The following is a 22,035-nucleotide window of genomic DNA, read 5'->3' as shown; positions in this document are numbered from 1 at the left end:
TGGTTGACACACGACCATGCGAGGGTGACGAAGTGAAAGAGAATATGCAGCCACGGCAGCAAAGGTTCTCGCTCTGGTACGCCGTGATCGTCGCGCTGACCATGCTGGCACTCCAAACGCTGTTCATGTCCGAGCAGGTCGACACCCTCCCCTATAGCGACTTCAAGGTCCTCCTGCATGCGGGCAAGATCAAGGACGTCGCGATTGGTGACCAGGACATCACAGGCACTTTCTCGACCGAAGGCGTCGAGGGGTTGTTGACGCAGCAGCAGATCGATGCCATTCGCCGCACGGGCAAGGGCGACCATCCCTTCCAGACCCTTCGCGTGAATGACCCGGCCCTGGTTCAGGAGCTGGAGGCCGCCAAGGTGCGCTTTGTCGGTCGGCCGGACAACAAATGGTTGAGCACGCTCCTGTCGTGGGTCGTGCCTGCCCTCCTGTTCTTCGCTGTCTGGAACTTCCTGATCCGGCGCATGGGCGGCGCCGCAGCCGGTGGGCTGATGGAAATCGGAAAGAGCAAGGCAAAGGTCTACATGCAGAAGGAAACCGGCGTGACCTTTGCCGACGTTGCCGGCATCGATGAAGCCAAGGAGGAGCTGTCAGAAATCGTGAGCTTTCTGAAAGAGCCGTTGCGGTATCAGCTCCTGGGCGGCAGGATCCCCAAGGGTGTGTTGCTTGTGGGTGCACCCGGCACAGGCAAGACCCTGCTTGCCAAGGCAGTTGCCGGTGAAGCAGCGGTGCCATTTTTCAGCATGAGCGGGTCGGAGTTTGTTGAGATGTTCGTCGGTGTAGGTGCGGCGCGCGTGCGGGATTTGTTCAGTCAGGCCGAATCCATGGCGCCGTGCATCATCTTCATTGATGAACTCGATGCCTTGGGCAAGACGCGTGCGTTCAACCTCGTTGGCGGCAATGAAGAGCGCGAGCAGACGCTGAACCAGCTTCTGGTCGAGATGGACGGCTTTGACAGCAACAAAGGCGTCATCATCATGGCCGCGACGAACCGGCCCGAAATACTCGACCCTGCCCTGCTTCGTCCTGGCCGGTTCGACCGCCATGTCGCCCTGGACCGGCCTGACCTCAAGGGTCGAGAGCAGATACTCAAGGTCCACGCCAGGAACGTCACGCTTGGGGCCGATGTTGACCTGGGGAAAATCGCCGCGCGAACGCCGGGTTTTGCCGGGGCCGACCTGGCCAACCTGGTCAATGAGGCGGCGCTTCTTGCCGCGCGCGAAGGTAAATCCGCCGTTCAGACCGTCGACTTCGACGAGGCGCTCGACCGCATCGTGGGCGGCCTGGAAAAGAAGAACCGCGTGATGAACGCCAAGGAAAAGGAGACGATCGCGTACCACGAAGCAGGTCATGCCATCGTGGCCGAGCACCGCCCGCTGGCCGATCGCGTTTCGAAGGTTTCCATCATTCCAAGAGGTATCGCCGCCCTCGGCTACACACAACAAACCCCGACGGAAGACCGCTATCTGCTCAAGCGCAGCGAATTGCTGGACCGGCTCGACGTGCTGCTGGGCGGTTACGTGGCCGAGCAGATCGTGTACCACGACGTATCGACTGGTGCGCAGAACGACCTGCAACGCGCAACTGACATGGCCCGCCAGATGATCACCCAGTTCGGCATGAGCGAGCAGCTCGGTCTGGCCACTTACGAGCAAACGCCCAACCCGCTCCTTGCCGGTGCAGGCCTGATGCAGCGCGAGCGCAAGGAATATAGCGAAGACACCGCTCAGTTGATCGATGCGGAAGTCCGCAAGGTGCTGTCCGATGCCAGCGCGCGCGTAACAGCCACGCTGGAAGGCCAGCGCGCCAAACTGGAAGCACTGTCGCGCATGTTGCTGGACAAGGAAGTGGTTAACCGCCACGACCTGGACATGATCCTGTCTGGCAACGTGACCCCGATGCCGCCGCCGAGATCCGAGGCGGGCTCTCCCGTCAGCGCTCCGGCGCCGCTGCCCGCGCAAAAACCGCATTAGCCAATGCGACACATGCAATGCAATCTGGCGCACACGTGCGGTCAAGGTAGCAGCGCTGTGCTCAATGGTTCGATGGCGGAGGTTTCGTCCAGATGGATCAGCGCATCAAACTGGGCGCCGATGGCGGCATCGAAGTAGTGCGACGCGTACTCGGTCTTGGGGAGGTACAGCACACCGATTGCCCGTTCCAGCATTGGCTCGCGAAACACCTCTGCCGCCGTATCGCCGAGCGGGAGGAAGAAGCGATCGAGCCCGGTGCTATGGAACAGGTGTTCCCAGCTATCTGGCCGCGCTGGCCGCACCCATTTCCGCTCGGCCTCGCCGCCCCACTCGGATGCGGCGCACACGTGGCCGGTATAGGTCGTAAAGCCGACGAGCAATGCGGCACCGCCAACCTGCTCACGCACGAGTTGCCCAAGGGTCCACTCATGCCGATTGGCGGATTCCGTTGCCCGTGCGTCGCCCACATGCGAGTTGTGCGCCCACACCACGATCCGCCCGTCACCGCCACGGCGCTGCCGATACGCAGACAAACCGAACAGCGTCTGTGCCATGTGGGCGTCGCGCAGGTTCCACGTGTTGACGCGGTGCCCGAATGATTCACGGTAGTACGCCTCTGCGTTGACGACGACGATAGCGTTTTGCTCGGCAAAGAAATGCGAGTCGATGGCAGCGATGCCGTCCTGCTCGATCAAACTGGCCTCGCTCGCCCGAAGCCGGCGCAGTTGCTCGATCACCTCACGTTGCGCAGGCAACCTCAAACCTGCGGCCGCTTCGTAGCCGTAAGTCATGGGTTCACGCACGTGGTCAAGCGCCGCGTAGTGCATCCGCGCCACCGCCGCCTGTTCCGGGTCGGTCTTCTGCAGGTATTCGATGACAGCCTCGGCCGACCTGTACAGGCTGTACAGATCCAACCCATAGACGCCAACACGTTCTGAGGCAGCAAGGGCCGCGTTGTGCGCATGCAGCCAGCTGATGAAGTCGAGCATCTCCGGATTGCGCCACATCCACTCAGGAAACCGCTGGAAATCGCCCAGCGCTCCGGCGGCGGTGTCCGTGCCCTCGCCCTGAACATAGCGATTGATGCGCCACACATCCGGCCAATCTCCCTCGATGGCGACGGCATCAAAGCCGCCTTGCACGATCAGCTGCCGGGTAATGTCTGCGCGTGTCTGGTAGAACTCCCGTGTTCCGTGCGTCGCCTCGCCAAGAAGAACGTAGCGCTTCGCGCGGGCCATCTCCAGAAGGCTGTCGTAATCGCCAGCGCTGCCAGTGAGGCGGCTGGCCACTTCACGTACACCAAGGAAAGGTGTGAGCGGTGTGGACATGGGCGATCGACTCCACGGATGTAGCAGCGGTATTTCCAGTCTAGACAGCGCGACTGCACGCTGATTGCGCTATCGCAAACGACGGGCCCCTCGGCAGGCGTACCGCTGATCGCGCACTCCGGCGCGGATGTTGCCCGTGCGTTGACGCGCGTCAATCGCCATCCAAACCAATCGTCCAATATGAATCGGGGCCCCGTCCGGTTCGCGACGTGTGGCCGCCATTCCTTGCGGAGGCAGCCAATGAAGGCGCAATGGGTAAGGCAGCTGGCCATTGCCCTGGCACTCCTGCTCTTGTTTGGCGGTCCGGTAATAGCGCAGCCAGGCGCATCGGAAAACGATCCACAACCGGCTACTGCGGTGCAGCTCGATCAAATGCTGGCACCCATCGCGCTGTATCCCGATGCACTGGTCGCGCAGATCCTCATGGCAGCCACATATCCGCTTGAAGTGGTGCAGGCTGATCGCTGGGTGCGTGACCCCGCCAACGCCACCCTTGGGGGCGACCGGTTGGCCGAAGCCCTCGCACCCCTGCCGTGGGATCCGAGCGTGAAATCTCTGGTGCCGTTTCCTGGGCTCTTGCACATGATGAACAGCAACCTGGATTGGACGGAACGCGTGGGCAACGCCTTTCTGGCTGACGAGGGCGCTGTCATGGACTCGATCCAGCGCTTGCGCAGCCGGGCTCAAGCCAACGGCACCTTGGGGTCGACAACACAAGCCGTCGTGTCAACGCAGGATGACGCCATCATCATCGAGCCCACCAACCCGAACGTGGTCTACGTTCCGGTCTATGACCCTTACCTCGTCTATGCACCGTGGCCCTATCCCGCTTACCCGCCATACATCTTTCCCGACATCGGGGGCGGAGTGATCATCGGCGGGCTCGGGTTCGGATGGGTGGGTTTTTCGGTAGTCGTTCCGTTGTGGGGCTGGAGCCATTGGAACTGGCACAGCCATCACATCGATATTGACCGGGGCCGCTTCGGCAACATCGACCGCCATCGTCCCCCACCCAGCGGCATCTGGGCCCATGACCCGGGGCATCGCCATGGCGTGCCATATCCGGGAGCATCGCGGGGGCGGTTTGGCCCAGGCTCTGCCATCTCGCCAGACGCGCGACGCGGCTTTCGTGGCTACCCAACGCCCCCGAGCCCGCCAGCGGGCTCCGTGATACGCCCGGCCCCGGTTCCTCCTGCACATCCCACGATCCGGCCGCCGCCGGCCAGACCGGTGCCCGCTCCTGGTGCACGCTCCTCCCGGCGCCAATCACCTGGCTACCCACCCTCGTTCGAGTCGTTCGGGCAAGGAGCCGATGTGCGCGGACAGGCCCAGCGTGGGCAAGCCAGCCGCATGACGCCCGCCGTGCCCCAGCCTTCCGGGCCGCGCTCTGGCGGCTTTGCACCCCATGGCGCGGCGGGCGGCGGAGCCAGGAGACGATGATGCGCACGATCTGTAGAGCGCTGCGCCTGCGCCGCCTAGCCGGGCGACTGGTGATGCTGGCTGCCTGTGCGAGCGCCCTTCCAGCCTGGGCCGACAAGCCCGTACAGCAGGCGTTCTCTTCGCCCGAGACCGCAGCCGAGGCATTGGCGTCCGCATGGCGCTCGGGAAACACGGATGCCCTGCTCGCCCTGTTCGGGCCCGCAGGGGCAACGCTGGTGAAATCGGGCGATCCCATCGGCGAACAGATTGCCCGCAGCAAGCTGGCCTCCGCGTACGACGAAGGGCATCGAATCGAACGAGACGCTGAGGGCCATGCCGTCATCCTCCTGGGCAAAGACGAATGGCCCTATCCGATCCCGCTGGCAAGGCGGGGCACACGCTGGCGCTTTGACACGAAAGCCGGCGCACAACAGATCATTGATCGACGCGTTGGCCACCACGAGGCACACGCAATCCGCGTCTGCCGGGCGTATGTCGAAGCGCAACTGGCTTATGGCACTTTGCACCGCACCGCAGAGGGGCGCGCCGAGTTTGCACAGCGCCTTGGCAGTTCACCAGGAAAGCATGATGGCCTGTTCTGGGTGCCTTCCGCCGGAGATGAAGAGAGCCCGCTGGGGCCGCTCATCGCGCTCGCCGATGCCCAACGCCAGGACGCGTCAGGCGCGGGCAAGGTCATCCCCTTTCATGGCTACATCTTCCGGATCCTGACTCGGCAGGGAGAGCACGCCCCGGGCGGCGCGCGGAGCTATGTCGACGGCAGACAGATGACAGGCGGATTCGCGCTGGTCGCATTTCCCGCAACGTTTGGGGCATCGGGTGTCATGACGTTTATCGTCAACCAGGATGGCGTCGTGTACCAAAGAAACCTCGGCCCGCATACCGCCCAGATCACACGGCATATGCGCGCGTATGACCCCGACGAGGGCTGGAGCCCAGCATTGCCATGACGCTGCTGCCTGGCCGCCGGCAATTCAGAAGATGACGACATCATGGAACGCGCACCTGACTCTGACGCAGCCGAAAACGCTGCCTGCCATGTCGGCCGTCATGCGCGCCATCGCGACGCATCTCCACTCAAGTCTGGTTTGATGAGTGCCGCTGCACGCAGACTTGATTCAGCCCAAATTGCGTCGCGCTGCGGAAGGTACTCTGAGAATTGTCCACCGCGACTGCGTTGCAGGTTCTGGTCTGCAGCAAGCCGGAGGAACTCGCCCTTATAGGAGTCAACATGAAACAACGCTCTCAATCCGAACGAGTGCGGCCGGCACGCTGGAGCCCATTTGCCGTCGAGCCGATCCACAACCGGTATCGGCAACCCGACAAGGCACCGGCTGCAAGCTGCTGCCCCGTTTGCGGTGCCGTCTATCTCAAGGGCCGCTGGCTGTGGCGCAGTCCACCGCCCGGGGCCAACTCATTGATCTGCTCGGCATGCCAGCGTGCCGCCGACCAGATGCCCGCAGCCCGAATCCACCTGTCGGGAGACTTTGAGGCGGCCCATCGGGAAGAGATCCTGACACTCGCCCGCCACCGCGAGGCAGATCTGCGCGCGGATCATCCGATGGAGCGCATCATGGCCGTCGAAAGCGCGAGCAGCGGCACTGACATCCTGACGACCGGCTTTCATCTGGCGCGCGACATCGGCCATGCAATCCACCATGCATTCCACGGACACCTGACGTTTGACTATGGCAACGCAGAAACCGAACTGCACGTGAAATGGAGCCGGTAGCACCCCGGGGCGTTCCGTAACGCCCCCAACCGCCTGTCCGACAGATTGGTTACCTGAACAACGGATCATCGAGCCGCCGTTGCGCGCCAACCGGCGCTTCAACCGCGGTCGATCTCGTCGGAGCAGGTACGCCTCAAGACAATGAGACCTCTGCGTAGCGCTGCTCGATCTCGGCGGCGCTGCCAAGTTCGGTACCGGCATGGCTCAACGCTGCTGCTGCGGCTGCCATGCCGTATCGAAACGCCTCTCGCATGCCTGCATTCCGGTTAAGCGCCCACACCATTCCGCCCACGAAGCTGTCACCCGCCCCAATGGTGCTGAGGAATGACGTTGCGACAGCGCCTGCCCGGACAACTTCTTCCTGCGTGACGAGCATGGCCCCGCCTGCGCCCATTGTGAGCGCGACCGCATGCGCGTGCCCATTGCGGACAATCTCTTGCGCAGTCTGCATGCAATCCGCTTCCGTCTCCAGCGCGCGCCCAGCTAGCTGTCGAAGCTCGTTCAGGCTGGGCTTGATCAGGTATGGCCCATGCGGCAACGCCGCGCGCAACGCCGGCCCCGAGGCATCCAGTACGACACGGCTGCCATGAATCTTGGCCTGATCAATAACCCGCGCGTAGAAGTCGTCGGCCACCCCGAGCGGCAGGCTTCCGCTTAGAACGAGGTAGCGCGGCGCAGGTTGCAGCGCATCCAGGTAATCCAGGCAGTGCTGCGACTCTGATTCCGAGACGGTCGGGCCCGGCATCACGAACCGGAATTCCCGGTGGCTGCAGCGTTCCGTCACGGAAAAGTTCTCACGCGTCTCCCCTTCGATCCCGAGCGCGACGAGCGATAAGCCCTCTGCCGACAAAAGACGTCCCAGTTGCTCAGCCACCGGGCCGCCGGCAAGGTAGATGGCCAGGCAATCCCCACCCAGACGATGGACAACACGGGCGACGTTGACTCCGCCGCCTCCCGGGTCACTGCGGGCCGGGGCGCAGCGCATCTTGTGTGTGTCCGTCAAGCGCTCCACCGACGTGGCGATATCGATTGCGGGATTGACCGTGAGCGTGACGATTTCCGGCATTGCACACCTCAAGAGGCTACGGCCGGCAGCCGGTAGTCATGCTGCACATCCGCGTTTCGATCCCGCCGCCCTGATCATTTCAAGCATGTCTCGAAGGGCATTGAGAAGCGCGACATGTACGTCCACATCCGATGCTTGGTCTATTGCAAGCTCCCGCCCCTGCATCTGCACTTCGACGTGGACGAAATAGGGGCCGCCGCAAAGCGGCTCGGCTCTCTCGGAAGCCAACCTCACGCTGCAGCTTTCAACCCCGCATGGAAGACCGCTGAGTCTGGTGGAGAACCGCCTCACGGCTTCCTTGATGGCATCCGAGGGAGGCAGATGACGGAATTGAATCTCGACTCGCCGAGTGTCCATGATCTAAACGGAATGAAAACCAAGTTCAACAGCGAAGCAGCACCAAAGCGACCTGATCTATTAGCGTATTGGCCGCTACATGGCGCGCTTTGACCTACCTCAACAACGTAATACCTGCTTACGCTAATCACGCCCAGTAGCTGTGCACATCGACGTGTTTGCATAGGTTTCCGGGATATGCGAGCGGGTGCATGCACAGAAGCGTCCGCTTCACCCAGACACCGCCGTTCGACTTCGCCGCCGCCAGCACTGCGCCGTGGTCACCCGCACCCTGAGGCCTGACGGCTTCGCCGCAGTCCGCGTACGATTTCGTGGTACTGCCGGCTGGTGCGCCATTCCGCCGCCGCAGTTTTCGTCTTTCCGCGCACCGTAGATATACCGGGCAGACAGCCGTAAGAAGCTTGCCCTGCGCATTGCTTTGATGTCGCTCGACATGGGAATGGACTCCTGTGTATGCAGCCGAAACACGCTCACAGCCGCGGGGTTTTGGCGGATCAGCCGATTGATCAGGCAACGATCGCGCGCTCGATTTCACTGCTTGCTTGGGGCTCACCAACCGAATATCTGCGCTGCCTCATATTGATGCGCTCGCTTGCAAGCTAAGGTTGAACACTACAGAGGCGAGTCAACGTGAGTAAGCGGCCTGGGATGAAATGCACATCAGCCCGATAGCGCACCGCTTGTCAGGAAAACCTGACAAGGTTCGGTGCCATGTCGGAGATGACGTCCAGCCCCACGTTGCAGCGGCCACGTACCGCCCGCACAGGTTCCAAATGGGAGAGTGATCTTGAGCGACCAAGGGGGCAATCCCCGCATCTTCCTGTCGACAGTCCAGCCGCGACCGAATCAGCAGCGGCTGGTCATGGCAGTGATGCTGGCATCCGTCGTCGTCTTTGTGGCCGTATTGCCGTTCGCTCAATGGCAACTGGCGCAGGTCTGGGGCTTTATCCCTGTCTATGAATCCGCGGTGGTCATCAACGACCTGGTCACCGCCGCGATGCTGGTCGGGCAGTTCACCTTGCTCCGCTCTCCAGGATTGCTGGCCCTGTCATCCGGCTACTTCTTTACCGCCACGGTCGCGGCGGTGCACATGCTCAGTTTTCCTGGGCTGTTCTCAGCATCGGGGCTTCTGAATGCGGGCCCGCAAACGACAGCGTGGCTTTACATGTTCTGGCACGGGGGGTTTCCCGTCTCTCTCATCGCCTATGCCCTTTTGCAGGAAAACGCGCGAACACGGCATATCCGGTTGCGGCGTGTCGTCTACCCCGTTCTATGGGCTGCCTGTGTTGTACTGCTTCTGACTTACGGGCTGACCGCGCTGGCCACCCACCCGTCTCTCTTGCCGATCATCATGCGCGGGCATGGATATACCGGTGCAATGTCATCGACAGTGGGCATTGTTTGGCTGCTGAACGTGCTGGCCGCAGCCATTCTATGGCGGCACCGCGGCCACTCCCTGCTGAATCTATGGTGTGCGGTTGTCGCCGTCACCTCGGTATTTGAAGTCGCACTTTCTGCCATGTTCAATCATGGGCGGTTCGATCTCGGTTTTTACGCGGGCCGTGCCTACGGCCTTGTCGCTTCCGGCTTTGTTCTTGTCGCGCTGATCATTGAACATGCCAGGCTTTACGCCATGCTGGTGAAAGCCCTTGATAGCGAAAGCGCAGCGCGCACACGCGCTTTGGACAAAACGCAGCAACTGAACGAGGCGAACGAGCACCTCGAGCAGCGCGTCAAGGACCGCACCGCCCAGCTCAGCGTCACGAACGTCGAGCTTCGACAGGAAATTGCCGAGCGCAAGCGCGCCGAACAGGCGCTGGAGCGCTCGAGAGAGGAATTGCGTGAGTTGGCAACGATCAGCTCACGGGCGCGCGAAGAAGAGCGACGACGCCTTTCGCGCGAGCTTCACGATGAACTCGCCCAATCGCTGGCGGCGCTCAAGGTCGACATGCAGATGCTGGAGCAGAAGCTTGATGCCGCGAACAAGCCGGTTGCCGACCGCTTGAGTTCAATGGAACAAGCCGTGGATGACATGATCGGTGCGACACGGCGGCTTGCCTCCGATTTACGCCCCTCCATGCTCGACGATCTCGGCCTTGTACCTGCGTGCAGATGGCTTGTTGAATCGTTTCAGCGGCGCCACCGTATTCGATGCGAGCTAACAATCACGCCGGAGCACTTTGAGCTTCCCGAGCCTTTCGCCTCCACCGTTTATCGCGTGCTGCAGGAATGTCTGGCCAATGTGGCGCGCCATGCTGGCGCGTCAACCGTACAGGTGAGGCTGGTCTATGACGTGCCCACCGTGCAACTCTCCGTGCAGGACGATGGCATCGGCTTCGACCCTGCGCATCCGAGAAAAGACTTGTCTTTCGGGCTTGTTGGCTTGCGTGAGCGTGCCTACCTCGTGCGCGGGAGCCTAAGCATCGAATCGTCGCCAGAGGCCGGGACGTTGATCGACCTGACCATTCCGCAAACGATGACGGCAGCTACGGAAGCACCGCTGCCAGCACCCGGCGCCCAACCAAGGGCAATCTAGTACGGCATCGCTGCGGCCAGTCTCATACCAACCCGTGGCTGAGCGCGTACCGTACCAGGGCGACATCGTTCGGCAAGTTCATTCGTTCAAGAATGCGCGCTTTATACGTGCTGACCGTCTTCTTGCTGATGCACAGATCGTGCGCAATCGTCGCCAGTGAATCGCCTCTCGACAGGCGCACAAAAATATCGAACTCGCGGTCACTGAGCCGCTGATGAAGCAGCCTGTCTGCAGGGTCGCCGAGATTGTGTATCAGCAGCTCTGCCACGGCCTGCGTCATGTACGTACCGCCCGATGCGGCCTTACGGATGGCCTTCTCGAGCTCCTTGACCGCACCCTCTTTCGTCAGATAGCCGACGGCCCCGGCTCGGAATGCGCGTAGCGCGTACTGGTCCTCGGCATGCATGGTCAGGACCAAGATCTTGAGTTGCGGAATGTCCCTATGAACCTGGGCGATCAGGTCAATACCGCTGCGTCCGGGCATCGACAAGTCCAGCACGATGACGTCGGCTGGTGTACGGCGCACCAGATCGATGGTTGATGCGCCGTCAGTTGCCTCGCCAACAACTTCGATATCGCTGGCATCGCTCAGAATGCGGCCCAATCCCTCACGAAAGACGGCATGGTCGTCCGCTATCAGCACCTTGATCATCGCGTATCCCTTAGATCTGCACTCCCACTGTTTCATGGTAGGTGGCGGGGGGATTCCCACACAACGCTTGGCATCCGGCTTCTCTGATCAAGGTCAGGAACGTAACGGCGCTGTTTGTGGCGAACACGGCGGTAACCAAAACGCTCGCCAACCCTGCTCGGGCAACGACGGGACCGTTTGCGTGATCTCCAGCCAAACACGATGTGCCCACAGACCATGTGGCGACGCGTCGCCGGCACCGATCGGTTGACGACCATCAAGATGCTGTCCACGTCGGCGTCCAGAATGGTTTCTCCCAGACCCCCCACAGGAGAAAGCATCATGGCTGAATCCGATACCAAGATTGCCGTGAAGACCGGCGCGGAAGCTTCGACCAAGCAGCCTGGCGCCATGCAACCCTGGCGCGCTTTTGACAACCTTCGGCAAGAGGTCGCGCGTGTGTTCGATGATTTCGACCGCGGATTTCATCTCTTCCCTTCTCGTCGCGCGGCGCTCGATATCGAGCCATTCTGGCGGCGTGAATGGGCTCTGACATCCGCGCCTGCCGTGGACGTTGTGGAAACCGACACGGCTTACGAGATCAAGGCCGATCTGCCCGGCATGGAAGAAAAGGACGTCGAGGTGAAGCTGGCCAACGGCGGCCTGACGATCAAAGGCGAGAAGCAGGAAGAGAAGGAAGAGAAGCAAAAGGACTACTACCTGCATGAACGCCATTTCGGCGCATTCGAGCGGTCATTCCGGATGCCGGACGGCGTCGACACAGAGAAGATCCAGGCCAGCTTCAAGAATGGCGTATTGACGGTGACGCTCCCCAAGACAGACGCGGCGCAAGCCTCGCCCAAAACGATCCCCGTAAACGGGGGCTGATGTAGCGGACGACGCACCGCAAGAGCAGCGGAGGACGAGCAGCGAGTCGTTGCACGACTCGCGCCTCCGCCCACCTTGGCTCTACTCGCGGCCCGAGCCGCCATGCTGCGGCCGCGTCGCCCCGGTTGACAGGAACTGACCTAGAAATTCTCGGCTGCCCATGATGACGTGGCGGCGTCCGATTTTGGGTCAAGGAGTGCAAGCGTGACTTTGGCATTGGACATTTCATTTCGGGATTTTCCGTACTCCAAAGCAATCGAGGATGCTGTCGTCAAACAGGCGAATAGCCTTGGCAGCGTTCAGCTGGAGATCGCACGTTGCCGCGTCAAGTTGATCCAACTACCGCGCCAGCAGCTACACATCCCATCCTTCAGGGTTCACATAGACGTGATGACACGCCACCAGCGCCACCTCTCGGGCCATGCCTCCAGCGACGACGCCCTCCTGGCACTTCGCGATGCGTTCAAAGACGTCGAGTTCGTATTGCGAAGCGAGATGGTCCGTGAACAATCGAGTGCAATCATGGAAGCAAAGGGGGGCATATGAGCTTGACCATTCATGCCGAGCGGGGTTGGGTGGACGTTCGTACAAAACGGCGAAGCGACAAGCGCTGGGATTGTGAATGCAGATTTGTTTCACCCAATGGAGACTGTTCATCCTGGGTCTCGGCGGCCAGCGCTGAGGGCTATGTGTCCCGAGATCTCGCATTCAGTGCCGGTATTCTGCTCGGCCGCGAACTTGCCGCGCGCTTTACGGCACGCGTGGAATCGGCTCGACCGCGCATGTATCAATAAATGAAGTGGCCGGGCAAGGTCCGCCGACGGGCGGCATGCCTCGCCCGCTTCAAGGTTGCATCGGTTGCAGCGTGTTGCCGCGTGTGGCCGGCAAGTGATTCAGCGGGGCCAGGTCATGGTGCGCACGGCGGCCCCATGCGCCGGCACGACAAGCGTGCCCTGCCGTATCACGCCGTTATAAGACGCGCTGACTTGGTACTTACCGCTTGGCAGACGGACGTAGAGCAGCGGGCCTTCCGATACGACTGCCAGGGACACCGCGCCGCTTGCAGAGCGAATACGCGTGTCGACATCTGAAACGTACGCGCCCCCTTGCTCAACGAACGTCAAGCGCAGGTTGTAGTCGGCCGCAACGCTACGCATTGCGTCCACCTCGTCTTGCCCCACCCCACCTGACACATAGGCCACGCCCCCTTGCACACGTTGAACGGGACGGGCGGTGTAAGCACCATCATTCAGGCAGCCCATCTCGTACATGGCTCGCCACGAGCGCCTGTTCGTCATTGCGCTATGCCTGCCACCTCGTGCCCGGCCCGTCAGCCGATCAGGCTCGTTCACGCCTTGGATATCCCGCATGCGCTGCATCAACGCGCGGCGCTCTGCCGGTGTCCGAGCATTGCGCAGTTGCGCACAAAAATCGGGGCTCGGCGGGCGTACTTGCTCAGGGGCGGGCCCCTGCGCCAATGCCGCGTTTGTCGACAAGAGGGACGCTGCAACCAGCGCGGCGTGCAAGAGGCTGTGTACCCGAACCATGACCGACTCCTCGAGAGTTCATTCGCTTCCCTAGAGCCACAATGGCCTATGCGCGCTGGAGCGCGTTGATATGGCGCAACCTTTGATCCAGACCAAACGCGCGCATGAGGTCATGGCTAACCTGAAAAGCAGCAGCCCGTGCATCGCATACCACTCGTGGCGGTGGCACCCACCGTTTCTGTGAGCGAAGCAGCACGCTGCGGCACATCCCATCCAAGGGGAGTTGACCATGACAGCCCGCACCCTCGTCTTCCATCAAACCGCACGCAGGATGATGCTCAACGGAATCGACCTGTTGGCCCGAGCTGTCAAGGTGACACTCGGACCTGGCGGCCGCAACGTGATCATCGAACGGCCGGGCATGACGCCTATGGTCGCCAACTCTGGCGTGGTTGTTGCGCGCTCCATTTCACTGCGCGAACCCTTTGCCGATATGGGCGCTCGATTGCTGTGCGAGGCGGCAGCGCGCACCAGCGAGGTCGCAGGTGACGGCACCACCACGGCCACCACCTTGGCACACGCAATCGTGGCAGAGGGCGTGAAGTACGTCGAAGCCGGACACGACCCGATGCAGCTCAGGCGCGGTATCGAGGCCGCCGGCGCCGTTGTTGCGCAGCAGCTCCACGCGATGGCCCGGCCCTGCACCACCGTTGACGAAATGCGGCAGATCGCCACGATTTCCGCCAGCGGAGACCAAACCGTGGGCACGCTGGTGGCGCGCGCGGTTGAGCAGGTCGGCAAGGATGGCGCTATCAGCGTAGAAGATGGCTCAAAGCTTGAAGACCAGTTGGAGATCGCAAAAGGCGCACGTGTTGACCGCGGCTTTCTATCGCCATTCTTTGCCACCACCGAAAGCCGGGCCGTCGTGCTCGAAGAACCATGGGTTTTATTGTGCGATGCCACGATCAGTTCGATTGCCCAACTGCTGCCGGTTCTCGAAGCCGTGTCCGGCACCGGCAAGCCACTGCTGGTCATTGCAAACGAAGTGGAAGGCGAAGCGTTGGCCACGCTCGTAGTCAACAACCTGCGCGGCACGCTCAAGAGTTGCGCGATTCGCTCGCCCGGCTTTGGCGAGTCCCGCACGGAACAACTGGCCGATCTTGCTGCGCTGACCGGTGCGAGCGTCATCTCATCGCAGACCGGCGTTTCGCTCGAGCACGCGACGCTTGATCAGCTCGGCCGCGTACACCGAACGGAAACCACCAAGGATTCGACCACACTCATCGCCGGAGATACGGCAAAGGCCGAGGTGGAACGCCGCGTGGGCCAGGTGCGGGCTCAACTCAATGACGCAAAGACAGACTACGACCGCGAACAGCTTCAGCACCGGATCGCGCGCCTGAGTGGTGGTGTGGCTGTCATCAAGGTAGGCGCTGCAACTGAAGCCGCATTGCACGAGCGAAAGAACCGCTTCCAGGATGCCCTTCACGCCACCCGCGCGGCCGTTGAGGAAGGCATCGTTCCCGGCGGTGGTGTTGCACTGCTACGCGCGCGCTCCGCGATCGATGCATGGAACGCGCCAAACGCTGAACAGTACGCCGGCGCCCGTATCGTGGATACCGCCTTGGCCGCGCCGATGCTGCAGATCGCAGCCAACGCAGGAGCAGACGCACAGGCAGTCGTCCACCAGGTCCTCGCCGGTGAAGGATCGCACGGCTACGATGCGGCGTCCGATCGCTATGGCGACATGCTGGAGCTAGGCGTGGTCGACCCGGTCAAAGTGGTACGCACCGCATTGCAGAACGCCGTCTCCATTGCCGCCCTGTTGTTGACCACGGATTGCATGATCGCCGACGTGCGAGAAGGCTATGTTGACCGGTCGGATGAGACTTCAAGCTCGGCCATGTTCAATACCGGATACGCGTAGCAAAGCTCCGGCGCTCTCGGGCCTTCATGAGCCCACTGGCGTCCGGTCAAGCTTTGTTCACGATCAAGGGAGCTTCCGAACCGTCCTCTACAGTGATGACAAGACACCTCGACACGCCGGACTTGCCATGATCGCTACCGCCTTCGTCCACCATCAGCGCTCCAGAGCGACGCCCGCTCGGCACATCAACGAAGACGCGTTGGCGACGGCCTTTCTTCCGGATGCCAGTGCGTGTCAGCTCCCTGATCCGGCGCTTGCCGTTCTGGCAAGAACGGCCGCTTCCTGGTTTGCCCCAGCGTTGGCCACCGCAATCCATCTCAGCGCGGAGCATGGGCGCATTCGCGTTGCCGGCCACGTCAGCAATGCCCGCCCGCTGGCCTACCTGAAGATTGCACTGCTGCGCTTGCCCGGCGTCGTCGGGCTGGACATGACGGTTACGGTGGAAGCCACCACCGATCCGCTGCAAGCGGATTACGTGGCCCTGCAACGTCACCACGTCGGATAACCGGGGTTCGCAAGCATGCATACGACATATTTCTGCGCGACCAGTTGTCCGTGCCCCCATGCCGCCTTCGATCCGACATGTCCGCAGTCGGTGGAGGAGATTCTCCGCGCGTATGCCGCGCTTTTCTGGTTCAACCTCTACCTCAGGTGCCCCGACTTCTCTGCCACCGATGGCATGTTCCCACGGGAGCCGGAGGCTCGCCGCAGATATCTGGCGGTGCATTCGAAAGTCTTCACACACTGGGCCACGGCGGCCAATCGTATGGGCATCACCACCGCGCGTTTTCGTGATGTCTGCGCGAACGTGCGCGCAGCTTGGATTGGACCGGACGACCCTTTGCGCGCGTGCCGCTCCCGTGCCGACGTCCTGTCAAACCATCCAGAATTGGATTTGGACTAAGCACCGGGCCGCCTCTTCACCAAGTGCAATGAGGCGCGCATCGCGCTCTGACGAACGTCTTTTGGCCCAGGCAGCTAACAGCCTCACGATAGCCGCCCAATCAGGGGCGTACGGCAAGCCGATCTGGCGGCTTGCGTCAGGTCAAGTCTGGCAATGACGAACTGCCTACCCTGCAGTCATATCAACCGGAGATCGTGATGCCACAGCCCACTGATGCAGTCTGCAATCTCGCCTGCGCCACCATGCGCGATGCCAGCCGCGCAGCCGAGTTCTTCGTCGATAGTCAGCTTCAGCTCGCGCGCCTTCGCGTCAAGATGGCGGAAACGGCGCTGCAGAATCTGTCCCAGCTGGAGGGCCAGTTGAACGCAGTCAAAGACTGGAGCACGCTGGCATCGGCGCAAAGCGCCTATATGAAGCTCCAAGCCAGCCAAAGCGCAAACGCAGCTCGCCAGTGTGCCGATCTCCTCAATGACGCACAGCGCTCTTATCTGCGCCAGGCGACAGCGTGGAACGATCAGTTCCAACATCGGCCGGGCACTGCTGCATCTCCTGCACAACTCTTGATGGCGTCCTTGGACTCTTGGCAAACATTGGTCGACACCTTCAACGCGATAGCCGCATCGGCTACGCAAGGCCGGGCGCCGTCATAACCGCACACGAGGCCCAAGAGCGCGCAAGGCCGGTGACGGCTCTCTGGCGGAATGGCTAGCGATTGCAGAACGGCATGTGCAATGCATGACCTCGACGAAAGAGAAGAGCTTGATTCCTGTCAACGAGGATGTTTGGCAGCTACCTATTCTTAAAGTAGCCATCGGACAACACAGTGGATGGAAACGATTGTTGATTCAGCGGTTGAACTTGATTTGTTTGCAGGAGCAAAAAATGCGCGGAAAACTCATGATGGCTCTGCTCGTTGTTGCAGCAGCCTCCACGTCGGCGTACGCACAAGGCAAGCCCGACACGGCACCGAACAGCGACGGACAACGGGCCGGCAAGGTGAATCCCTACACGGATGGCGCCAAACAGACCAAGCCCGATCCGTACACAGAAGGATCGAGGAGCGGCAAGTTTGATCCATACACGGAAGGCGCAAAGGGCAAACGCGACGCATATACGGAAGGCGCCAAACAAGCCAAGCGCGACCCTTACACGGAGGGATCGAGACGCGGCAAGTTTGACCCTTACACGGAAGGCGCAAAGGGCAAACGGGATCCCTACACGGAAGGATCGAGGAGCGGCAAGTTCGACCCGTACACGGAAGGCGCAAAAGCCAAACGTGACCCATATACGGATGGCGGCAATAAGACGAAGTAGCAGCATCTGGTATTGCCTTGTCGTATTCCATCTGTCGGCGTAGCTGCCATCTTCAATACAGCAGATACGCCGCTCGCTCGGGAAGAAAGGCATCGGTCTGTGCAATGGAGGCGTGCTCGATCGCGTCGAGCGAAACGCCATCACGCAGCATTGCCCAGACCGTCTCCGAGCCAACCGAAGTGCGAATCGCCTCCAGTTTGAAATGCTGTGGATAGCGCTGCGACAGCACCCGGGCCAGCGCTAATCCGATGCGACCCGGGCGCGTGAGCGCAGACGTCCGGTGGATCGCCACACCCGAGCACGAGCGACCATGGTATGGCCCCTCCGCGGGAACGAAATGGACGGGCGTATAGGTGGCACCGGCATCCAGCGCATTGAGTTCTCGCGCGACCGAAGCGCCGTCCATCCACGGTGCCCCGACCATGCCGAACGGCGCCGACGTGCCTCTGCCAACGCTGACGCTCGCGCCCTCGATCAACCCCACATCCGGATATCGCTCCAAGGCAGCGAAGTCATGCAGGTTTGGCGATGGCCGAACCCAACCCAGCCCGGTATTGGCAAAGCGCATTGCGCGGTCGTACTGCTCCATGGCCACGACATCCAGCGCTGCGCCAATGTGCAGCTGGTCGTTCAGCAACTTGGCAAGCTCGCCGATCGTCATGCCGTGCACAAGCGGCAGAGGCACGTAGTTCGTCAATGAGCGGTCTGCCGTATCGGATACCGGTCCACCAACGAGATCACCGCCTATCGGATTGGGACGGTCCAGAACCAGCACTGGAATGTGGGCCTTCGCTGCGGCCTCCAGCGTCGCCCCCAAGGTGGCAAGGTAGGTGAAGAAACGTACGCCGGCGTCCTGCAGGTCAAACACCAGGACGTCGATTTCGCCCAGCACGCTGCGTGGTATGTCCTTGCTGTTGCCATAGAGGCTATGGACGACCACGTTAGAGCGTGTGTCGATCGTGTCACCAAAGCGAGCGTCGAGATCGGTGCCAAGGCCATGCTCCGGCGCAAAGATGGCGCCCAACCGCACACCGGGCGCCTCATTCAGTACATCGATGGTCCGGCGCCCCTGCGCATCGAAGCCGCTGTGGTTCGTGACCAAGCCGACCCGCTTTCCGATAAGCGGTTCGAAGCCTTTGGCCTCCAGTACGTCGATACCTGATCGCACGGGACCGACCGCCATGGGCAAGCGGCGGCCCGCACTGATGGCTGCATCAGCCATGGTCGGGGCGCGCACCGCGATCTGTTCGCCGGAGAGCAGCGGCGCAGTGCTCGATACCAGATTCAGCACGGCTTCACGCAACGGCATGGCGTTACCCTGCTCGTCCGGATACAGCCGGCTTGTGAGCACAATCACGAATCGGCGCGTGACCAGGTCGATCCATAAGCCGGTTCCGGTATAGCCCAAGTGCTGGAGGAGTCCGGCGCGCGGCGCGCGATAGCGGTTTGGGATCAACGGCGCCTGGACTTCCCATCCCAGCGTGCGAGTCGCCTCCACTGCAGTCGAACTGTCCGGCGTCAACAGCAGGGCAACGCTGTCCGGCTGCAAGATACGGCGATCCCCAATGCGGCCCCCGTTGAGCAGCATCCTGGCGAACAGCGCGAGGTCATCCGCCGTAGAGAACAAGCCCGCGTTGCCGGAGACGCCCTCCAGTGCGGCGGCGGTCGGATCATGGACTTTGCCGCGAAGCCATCGTCCGTTGCGAATGATAGTTGGAGCAATGCGCGTGATCGCCTTGTGGCTCGGACGGAACGCGGTGTCGCGCATACCAAGCGGCCGAAAGATATGCTGCGCACACCATGCATCAAGTCCGACCCCACTGACACGCCGGACGATCTCGCCCAAGGCGACATAGTTGAGATCGCTGTAGATGACACGCTGACCTGGCTCCGAAATCGGCGGCATGGTCCCGATCGCGTGAAACACCGTGGCGGGGCCCCGGAATTCCGAACGGGCTGCCAGGCCAGGAGGCAGGCCGGAAGTGTGAGTGAGCAACTGTCGTATTGTGATGCCCGACTTCCCTCCGTCCGCGAAGGCTGGCCAGTACCGGCTGGCAGGCGCATCCAGGTCCAAACGTCCGCGCTCTGCCAACTGCAACACTGCCGTGGAAGTGGCCACTGCCTTGGTAAGGGAAGCCAGATCGAAGATGGTGTCTTCAGTCATCGGCTCAGCGTCGCGTCCGACGGTCCGCTGACCCAGCGCGACACGTTCGCGCACCCCGCTGGCATCACCGATGGCTACCACCGCCCCGGCCACATTGGCATCGGTGATCTGCGCGGCTACCACGGCTTCCAGCTCGTGCATGCGCACAGGCTTGCCCAGCGGCCCTGGCGCGTTGATGGTTGGCTCGGCGCGCCCGCTCTGCATGCAGGCCAACAGCACCGCAGCCAGCACGACAGCTATCGCGGCAAATTGGCAGGATCGTAACGATTGCGCGCGTTCCATAGCATCCACCCGTTGGTACCTTCCGCGTCAGCAGCGTCGACTTGGGCGCGAATCATCTCGGCATTGAACTCACGACGATCAAAAGCATAGTCCCGGAATGCCTGCAGCCATGGCCGAAATCTCACCCCCGGCAAACCTGTGCGCCGCTTCGCTTCAGCCAGGGAGTGCGAAACGATCTCGCCGGGCTTCTCGGTGGGTTTTCTGACACCCGGCAAGCCCCATGTGAAACCGGACGGATAGAGCATGGGCGAGATGTAGTCGACCACAGCCCCCAGTGTGTTGATCTGCTGGCCGATCGCCGTGTCGTCGGTGTTCCAGCAGACGTAGCCGAAAATATCCGCTGCCAGGTAAATGTTGTACGGCCGCAGCCGCTCTCTCGCCTGCGCAAGAAAACCTGTCACGGCCGCAACCCGGTGTGCTTGCGTGTTGGCCTGATGGAACTGCAAGCCATTGGCGTCCGGAAAACGCAGGTAGTCAAATTGGATTTCGTCGAACCCGAGTCGTGCAGCCTCTTCCGCCACGTCAAGCGAGCTGGCCCAGGCGGCTTCGAAACCGGGGTCGATCCATTGTTGATCTTCACGATCGTGCCAGACCGCCCCATCACGATCTCGCACGGCCCATTCGGGGTGCGCCCGGGCCAACGGGTCGTCCTTGAAGACAACGATGCGCGCAATCAGATACAGGCCACGTAGACGAAGTTGCCGAATCACGGCGGCGAACTGGTTGATGCGCGCTGCAGCGTTTTTCTGTTCGCGGGCCGCGCCTAATGCCACACGGGCCGCGCTCGGGTACGGTGTATCGCCCCGGTCGCCCTTGATGTCGATCACCAGCGCATTGATCGCTGTCTCACTCTGGAGGGCGACTGCAGCATCGCGCAAAGATCGGTTGGATACGCCCTGTACCGACAGATAGACCGCCCGGGGCTTGATCTGCTTGAGCACGATCTCGGCTGCGGGCTGCGCGCCGCCAAGCACCAGCTCGGCGCGTGCATAGCCAGGGGCGCGGACGCTGACCACCGCGCGTGCATCCACCGCCGCGGCTGGAATGTCGACCAGGCCAGCCGCATCAGTATTTCCGCTCTTGCCCTGAACGAATGTGATTGCGCCTTCCACAGGAAGGTAGGTCTGTGCATCTACCACCCTGACCTCGGCCGCGCCGGCAAGCTGCGCGCAGGAAAGCCACACAACTGCAAGCCAGAGGCACAGACGGCTACTCATGATTGCCCTCGGCTGCATTGAGAATGTTCGTCATGCACCGCCCTCCACAGCCATCGGTGATCAGGTATCGGGGCAATGCCATGGCGGGTTGGCTCGCCTGCAGCGGTTGCGGGTCCAGCGTGAAGGCTGCGGTATAGCCTTCCTGTTGTGCAATGCGCTCCAGCTCAGAATCGTGAATGCCGAAAGGCCATGCCAGCAGATGCACTGGGCCGCCGATTTCTGTCTCGATGCGCACCTTTGCGCGGCGCAACTGATCGCGGGCGAACTTGACGAAATCATCGGCGCTTCGGTGCATCCGCTCCACGCGGAAGTTCGGATGCCAGTAGGTATGGGACTGCACGTCAAACTGGCCAGTGCGGGCCAGCTCTCGCAACTGCGGCCAGGTCATTGCGTAGGCGGCATTTGAAATGGCAGACGGGTACACAAACAGCGTTACGGGAATGTGCCGGCCGCGCAGCGCAGGCCACAACGTCTCGTACACAGACCGATGACCGTCATCCACCGTAATGGCCACCGCCTTCACCGGCAGTGCATCTTGCTCGCCTTGGTGCCAGCGCAGGATGTCCGCGAGCGGCACGATGCGATAACCAGCCGCCTCGATCGCCTGTAGATGTGCTTCGAACGTCTGCATCCGAACCGTCATGGTGCTATCCACCGTCGATGCAAAGCGGTGATAGACGAGTACCACCACATGTGGCGGCACGGCCGGCATGTCTGCGTGGGCAGCCGGGCACGCAAGCATCAGAAGTGCACAACACAACGAGAGGACCCAGCTGTTCATCA

Annotated in this window: 19 protein-coding genes; 11 read left to right on the top strand and 8 right to left on the bottom strand. The window is 61.7% G+C overall.

Features of this window, described 5'->3' with window-relative positions; translation table 11 throughout:
• Positions 1–44: 44 nt before the first annotated feature.
• The gene (ftsH, locus tag NKG59_RS00785) at positions 45–1,982 is read left to right on the top strand and encodes an ATP-dependent zinc metalloprotease FtsH (RefSeq protein WP_253535656.1); all 1,938 of its coding nucleotides are present in this window, start codon (positions 45–47) and stop codon (positions 1,980–1,982) included.
• A gap of 41 nt (positions 1,983–2,023) precedes the next feature.
• On the opposite strand, the gene NKG59_RS00780 is transcribed toward ftsH, so the two are convergent.
• Positions 2,024–3,310: an erythromycin esterase family protein gene (locus NKG59_RS00780; RefSeq protein WP_045203910.1), complete on the bottom strand. Its 1,287-nt coding sequence runs from the start codon at positions 3,308–3,310 to the stop codon at positions 2,024–2,026.
• Between the two features lie 240 nt (positions 3,311–3,550).
• Between NKG59_RS00780 and NKG59_RS00775 the strand changes: the two genes are divergently transcribed.
• The 3 genes from NKG59_RS00775 (at position 3,551) to NKG59_RS00765 (ending at position 6,479) form a co-directional block, all read left to right on the top strand.
• Entirely contained in the window at positions 3,551–4,750 is a 1,200-nt protein-coding gene (locus NKG59_RS00775; protein WP_253534379.1) for a DUF3300 domain-containing protein, read from the top strand.
• Between the two features lie 53 nt (positions 4,751–4,803).
• Positions 4,804–5,697: a DUF2950 domain-containing protein gene (locus NKG59_RS00770; protein WP_253535654.1), complete on the top strand. Its 894-nt coding sequence runs from the start codon at positions 4,804–4,806 to the stop codon at positions 5,695–5,697.
• A 281-nt stretch (positions 5,698–5,978) separates the two neighbouring features.
• Positions 5,979–6,479 (top strand): BCAM0308 family protein, encoded by a 501-nt coding sequence (locus NKG59_RS00765; RefSeq protein ID WP_253534377.1) that lies wholly within the window; start codon positions 5,979–5,981, stop codon positions 6,477–6,479.
• Between the two features lie 133 nt (positions 6,480–6,612).
• On the opposite strand, the gene NKG59_RS00760 is transcribed toward NKG59_RS00765, so the two are convergent.
• Both NKG59_RS00760 and NKG59_RS26480 read right to left on the bottom strand, forming a co-directional pair.
• Positions 6,613–7,545, bottom strand: a complete 933-nt coding sequence (locus tag NKG59_RS00760; RefSeq protein ID WP_253534375.1) for a 1-phosphofructokinase family hexose kinase — start codon at positions 7,543–7,545, stop codon at positions 6,613–6,615.
• A gap of 36 nt (positions 7,546–7,581) precedes the next feature.
• Positions 7,582–7,902, bottom strand: a complete 321-nt coding sequence (locus NKG59_RS26480) for an HPF/RaiA family ribosome-associated protein (protein ID WP_052672795.1) — start codon at positions 7,900–7,902, stop codon at positions 7,582–7,584.
• A 787-nt stretch (positions 7,903–8,689) separates the two neighbouring features.
• Between NKG59_RS26480 and NKG59_RS00755 the strand changes: the two genes are divergently transcribed.
• Positions 8,690–10,438, top strand: a complete 1,749-nt coding sequence (locus NKG59_RS00755; protein WP_253534373.1) for a sensor histidine kinase — start codon at positions 8,690–8,692, stop codon at positions 10,436–10,438.
• 22 nt (positions 10,439–10,460) lie between these two features.
• Here NKG59_RS00755 and NKG59_RS00750 read toward each other — a convergent pair whose 3' ends face one another.
• A complete protein-coding gene (locus NKG59_RS00750; RefSeq protein ID WP_045203914.1) occupies positions 10,461–11,090 on the bottom strand; it encodes a response regulator in 630 nt (209 codons plus the stop codon).
• Positions 11,091–11,411: 321 nt separating this feature from the next.
• On the opposite strand from NKG59_RS00750, the gene NKG59_RS00745 reads away from it, so the two are divergent.
• Both NKG59_RS00745 and NKG59_RS00740 read left to right on the top strand, forming a co-directional pair.
• Positions 11,412–11,957, top strand: a complete 546-nt coding sequence (locus NKG59_RS00745) for an Hsp20/alpha crystallin family protein (protein ID WP_253534371.1) — start codon at positions 11,412–11,414, stop codon at positions 11,955–11,957.
• A 204-nt stretch (positions 11,958–12,161) separates the two neighbouring features.
• Entirely contained in the window at positions 12,162–12,503 is a 342-nt protein-coding gene (locus tag NKG59_RS00740) for an HPF/RaiA family ribosome-associated protein (RefSeq protein WP_253534369.1), read from the top strand.
• 347 nt (positions 12,504–12,850) lie between these two features.
• On the opposite strand, the gene NKG59_RS00735 is transcribed toward NKG59_RS00740, so the two are convergent.
• Positions 12,851–13,255, bottom strand: coding sequence for a carboxypeptidase regulatory-like domain-containing protein (locus tag NKG59_RS00735; RefSeq protein WP_253534367.1), 405 nt, complete (start codon positions 13,253–13,255; stop codon positions 12,851–12,853).
• A gap of 478 nt (positions 13,256–13,733) precedes the next feature.
• Here NKG59_RS00735 and groL point away from each other — a divergent pair, with 478 nt between their 5' ends.
• The 4 genes from groL (at position 13,734) to NKG59_RS00715 (ending at position 17,589) form a co-directional block, all read left to right on the top strand.
• Positions 13,734–15,371: a chaperonin GroEL gene (gene groL / locus NKG59_RS00730; protein WP_253534366.1), complete on the top strand. Its 1,638-nt coding sequence runs from the start codon at positions 13,734–13,736 to the stop codon at positions 15,369–15,371.
• Between the two features lie 127 nt (positions 15,372–15,498).
• Positions 15,499–15,876: a hypothetical protein gene (locus tag NKG59_RS00725; protein WP_045203919.1), complete on the top strand. Its 378-nt coding sequence runs from the start codon at positions 15,499–15,501 to the stop codon at positions 15,874–15,876.
• A gap of 530 nt (positions 15,877–16,406) precedes the next feature.
• Complete coding sequence (locus tag NKG59_RS00720; RefSeq protein WP_253534365.1) at positions 16,407–16,925, top strand: hypothetical protein; 519 nt, start codon at positions 16,407–16,409, stop codon at positions 16,923–16,925.
• Between the two features lie 85 nt (positions 16,926–17,010).
• Entirely contained in the window at positions 17,011–17,589 is a 579-nt protein-coding gene (locus NKG59_RS00715; RefSeq protein WP_253534364.1) for a hypothetical protein, read from the top strand.
• Between the two features lie 52 nt (positions 17,590–17,641).
• On the opposite strand, the gene NKG59_RS00710 is transcribed toward NKG59_RS00715, so the two are convergent.
• The 3 genes from NKG59_RS00710 to NKG59_RS00700 are packed head-to-tail and all read right to left on the bottom strand — an operon-like array spanning position 17,642 to position 22,033.
• Complete coding sequence (locus NKG59_RS00710; RefSeq protein ID WP_253534357.1) at positions 17,642–20,035, bottom strand: serine hydrolase; 2,394 nt, start codon at positions 20,033–20,035, stop codon at positions 17,642–17,644.
• Entirely contained in the window at positions 19,990–21,270 is a 1,281-nt protein-coding gene (locus NKG59_RS00705; protein ID WP_253534355.1) for a putative glycoside hydrolase, read from the bottom strand. The genes NKG59_RS00710 and NKG59_RS00705 overlap by 46 nt, the downstream gene beginning before the upstream one ends.
• A complete protein-coding gene (locus NKG59_RS00700) occupies positions 21,245–22,033 on the bottom strand; it encodes a polysaccharide deacetylase family protein (RefSeq protein WP_253534353.1) in 789 nt (262 codons plus the stop codon). Before NKG59_RS00700 ends, NKG59_RS00705 begins: the two co-directional genes overlap by 26 nt.
• Positions 22,034–22,035 lie beyond the last annotated feature (2 nt).

The sequence above is a fragment of the Ralstonia chuxiongensis genome, from assembly GCF_024158925.1.
Lineage (GTDB): Bacteria > Pseudomonadota > Gammaproteobacteria > Burkholderiales > Burkholderiaceae > Ralstonia > Ralstonia chuxiongensis.
This window is presented reverse-complemented; position numbering and strand designations above follow the sequence as displayed.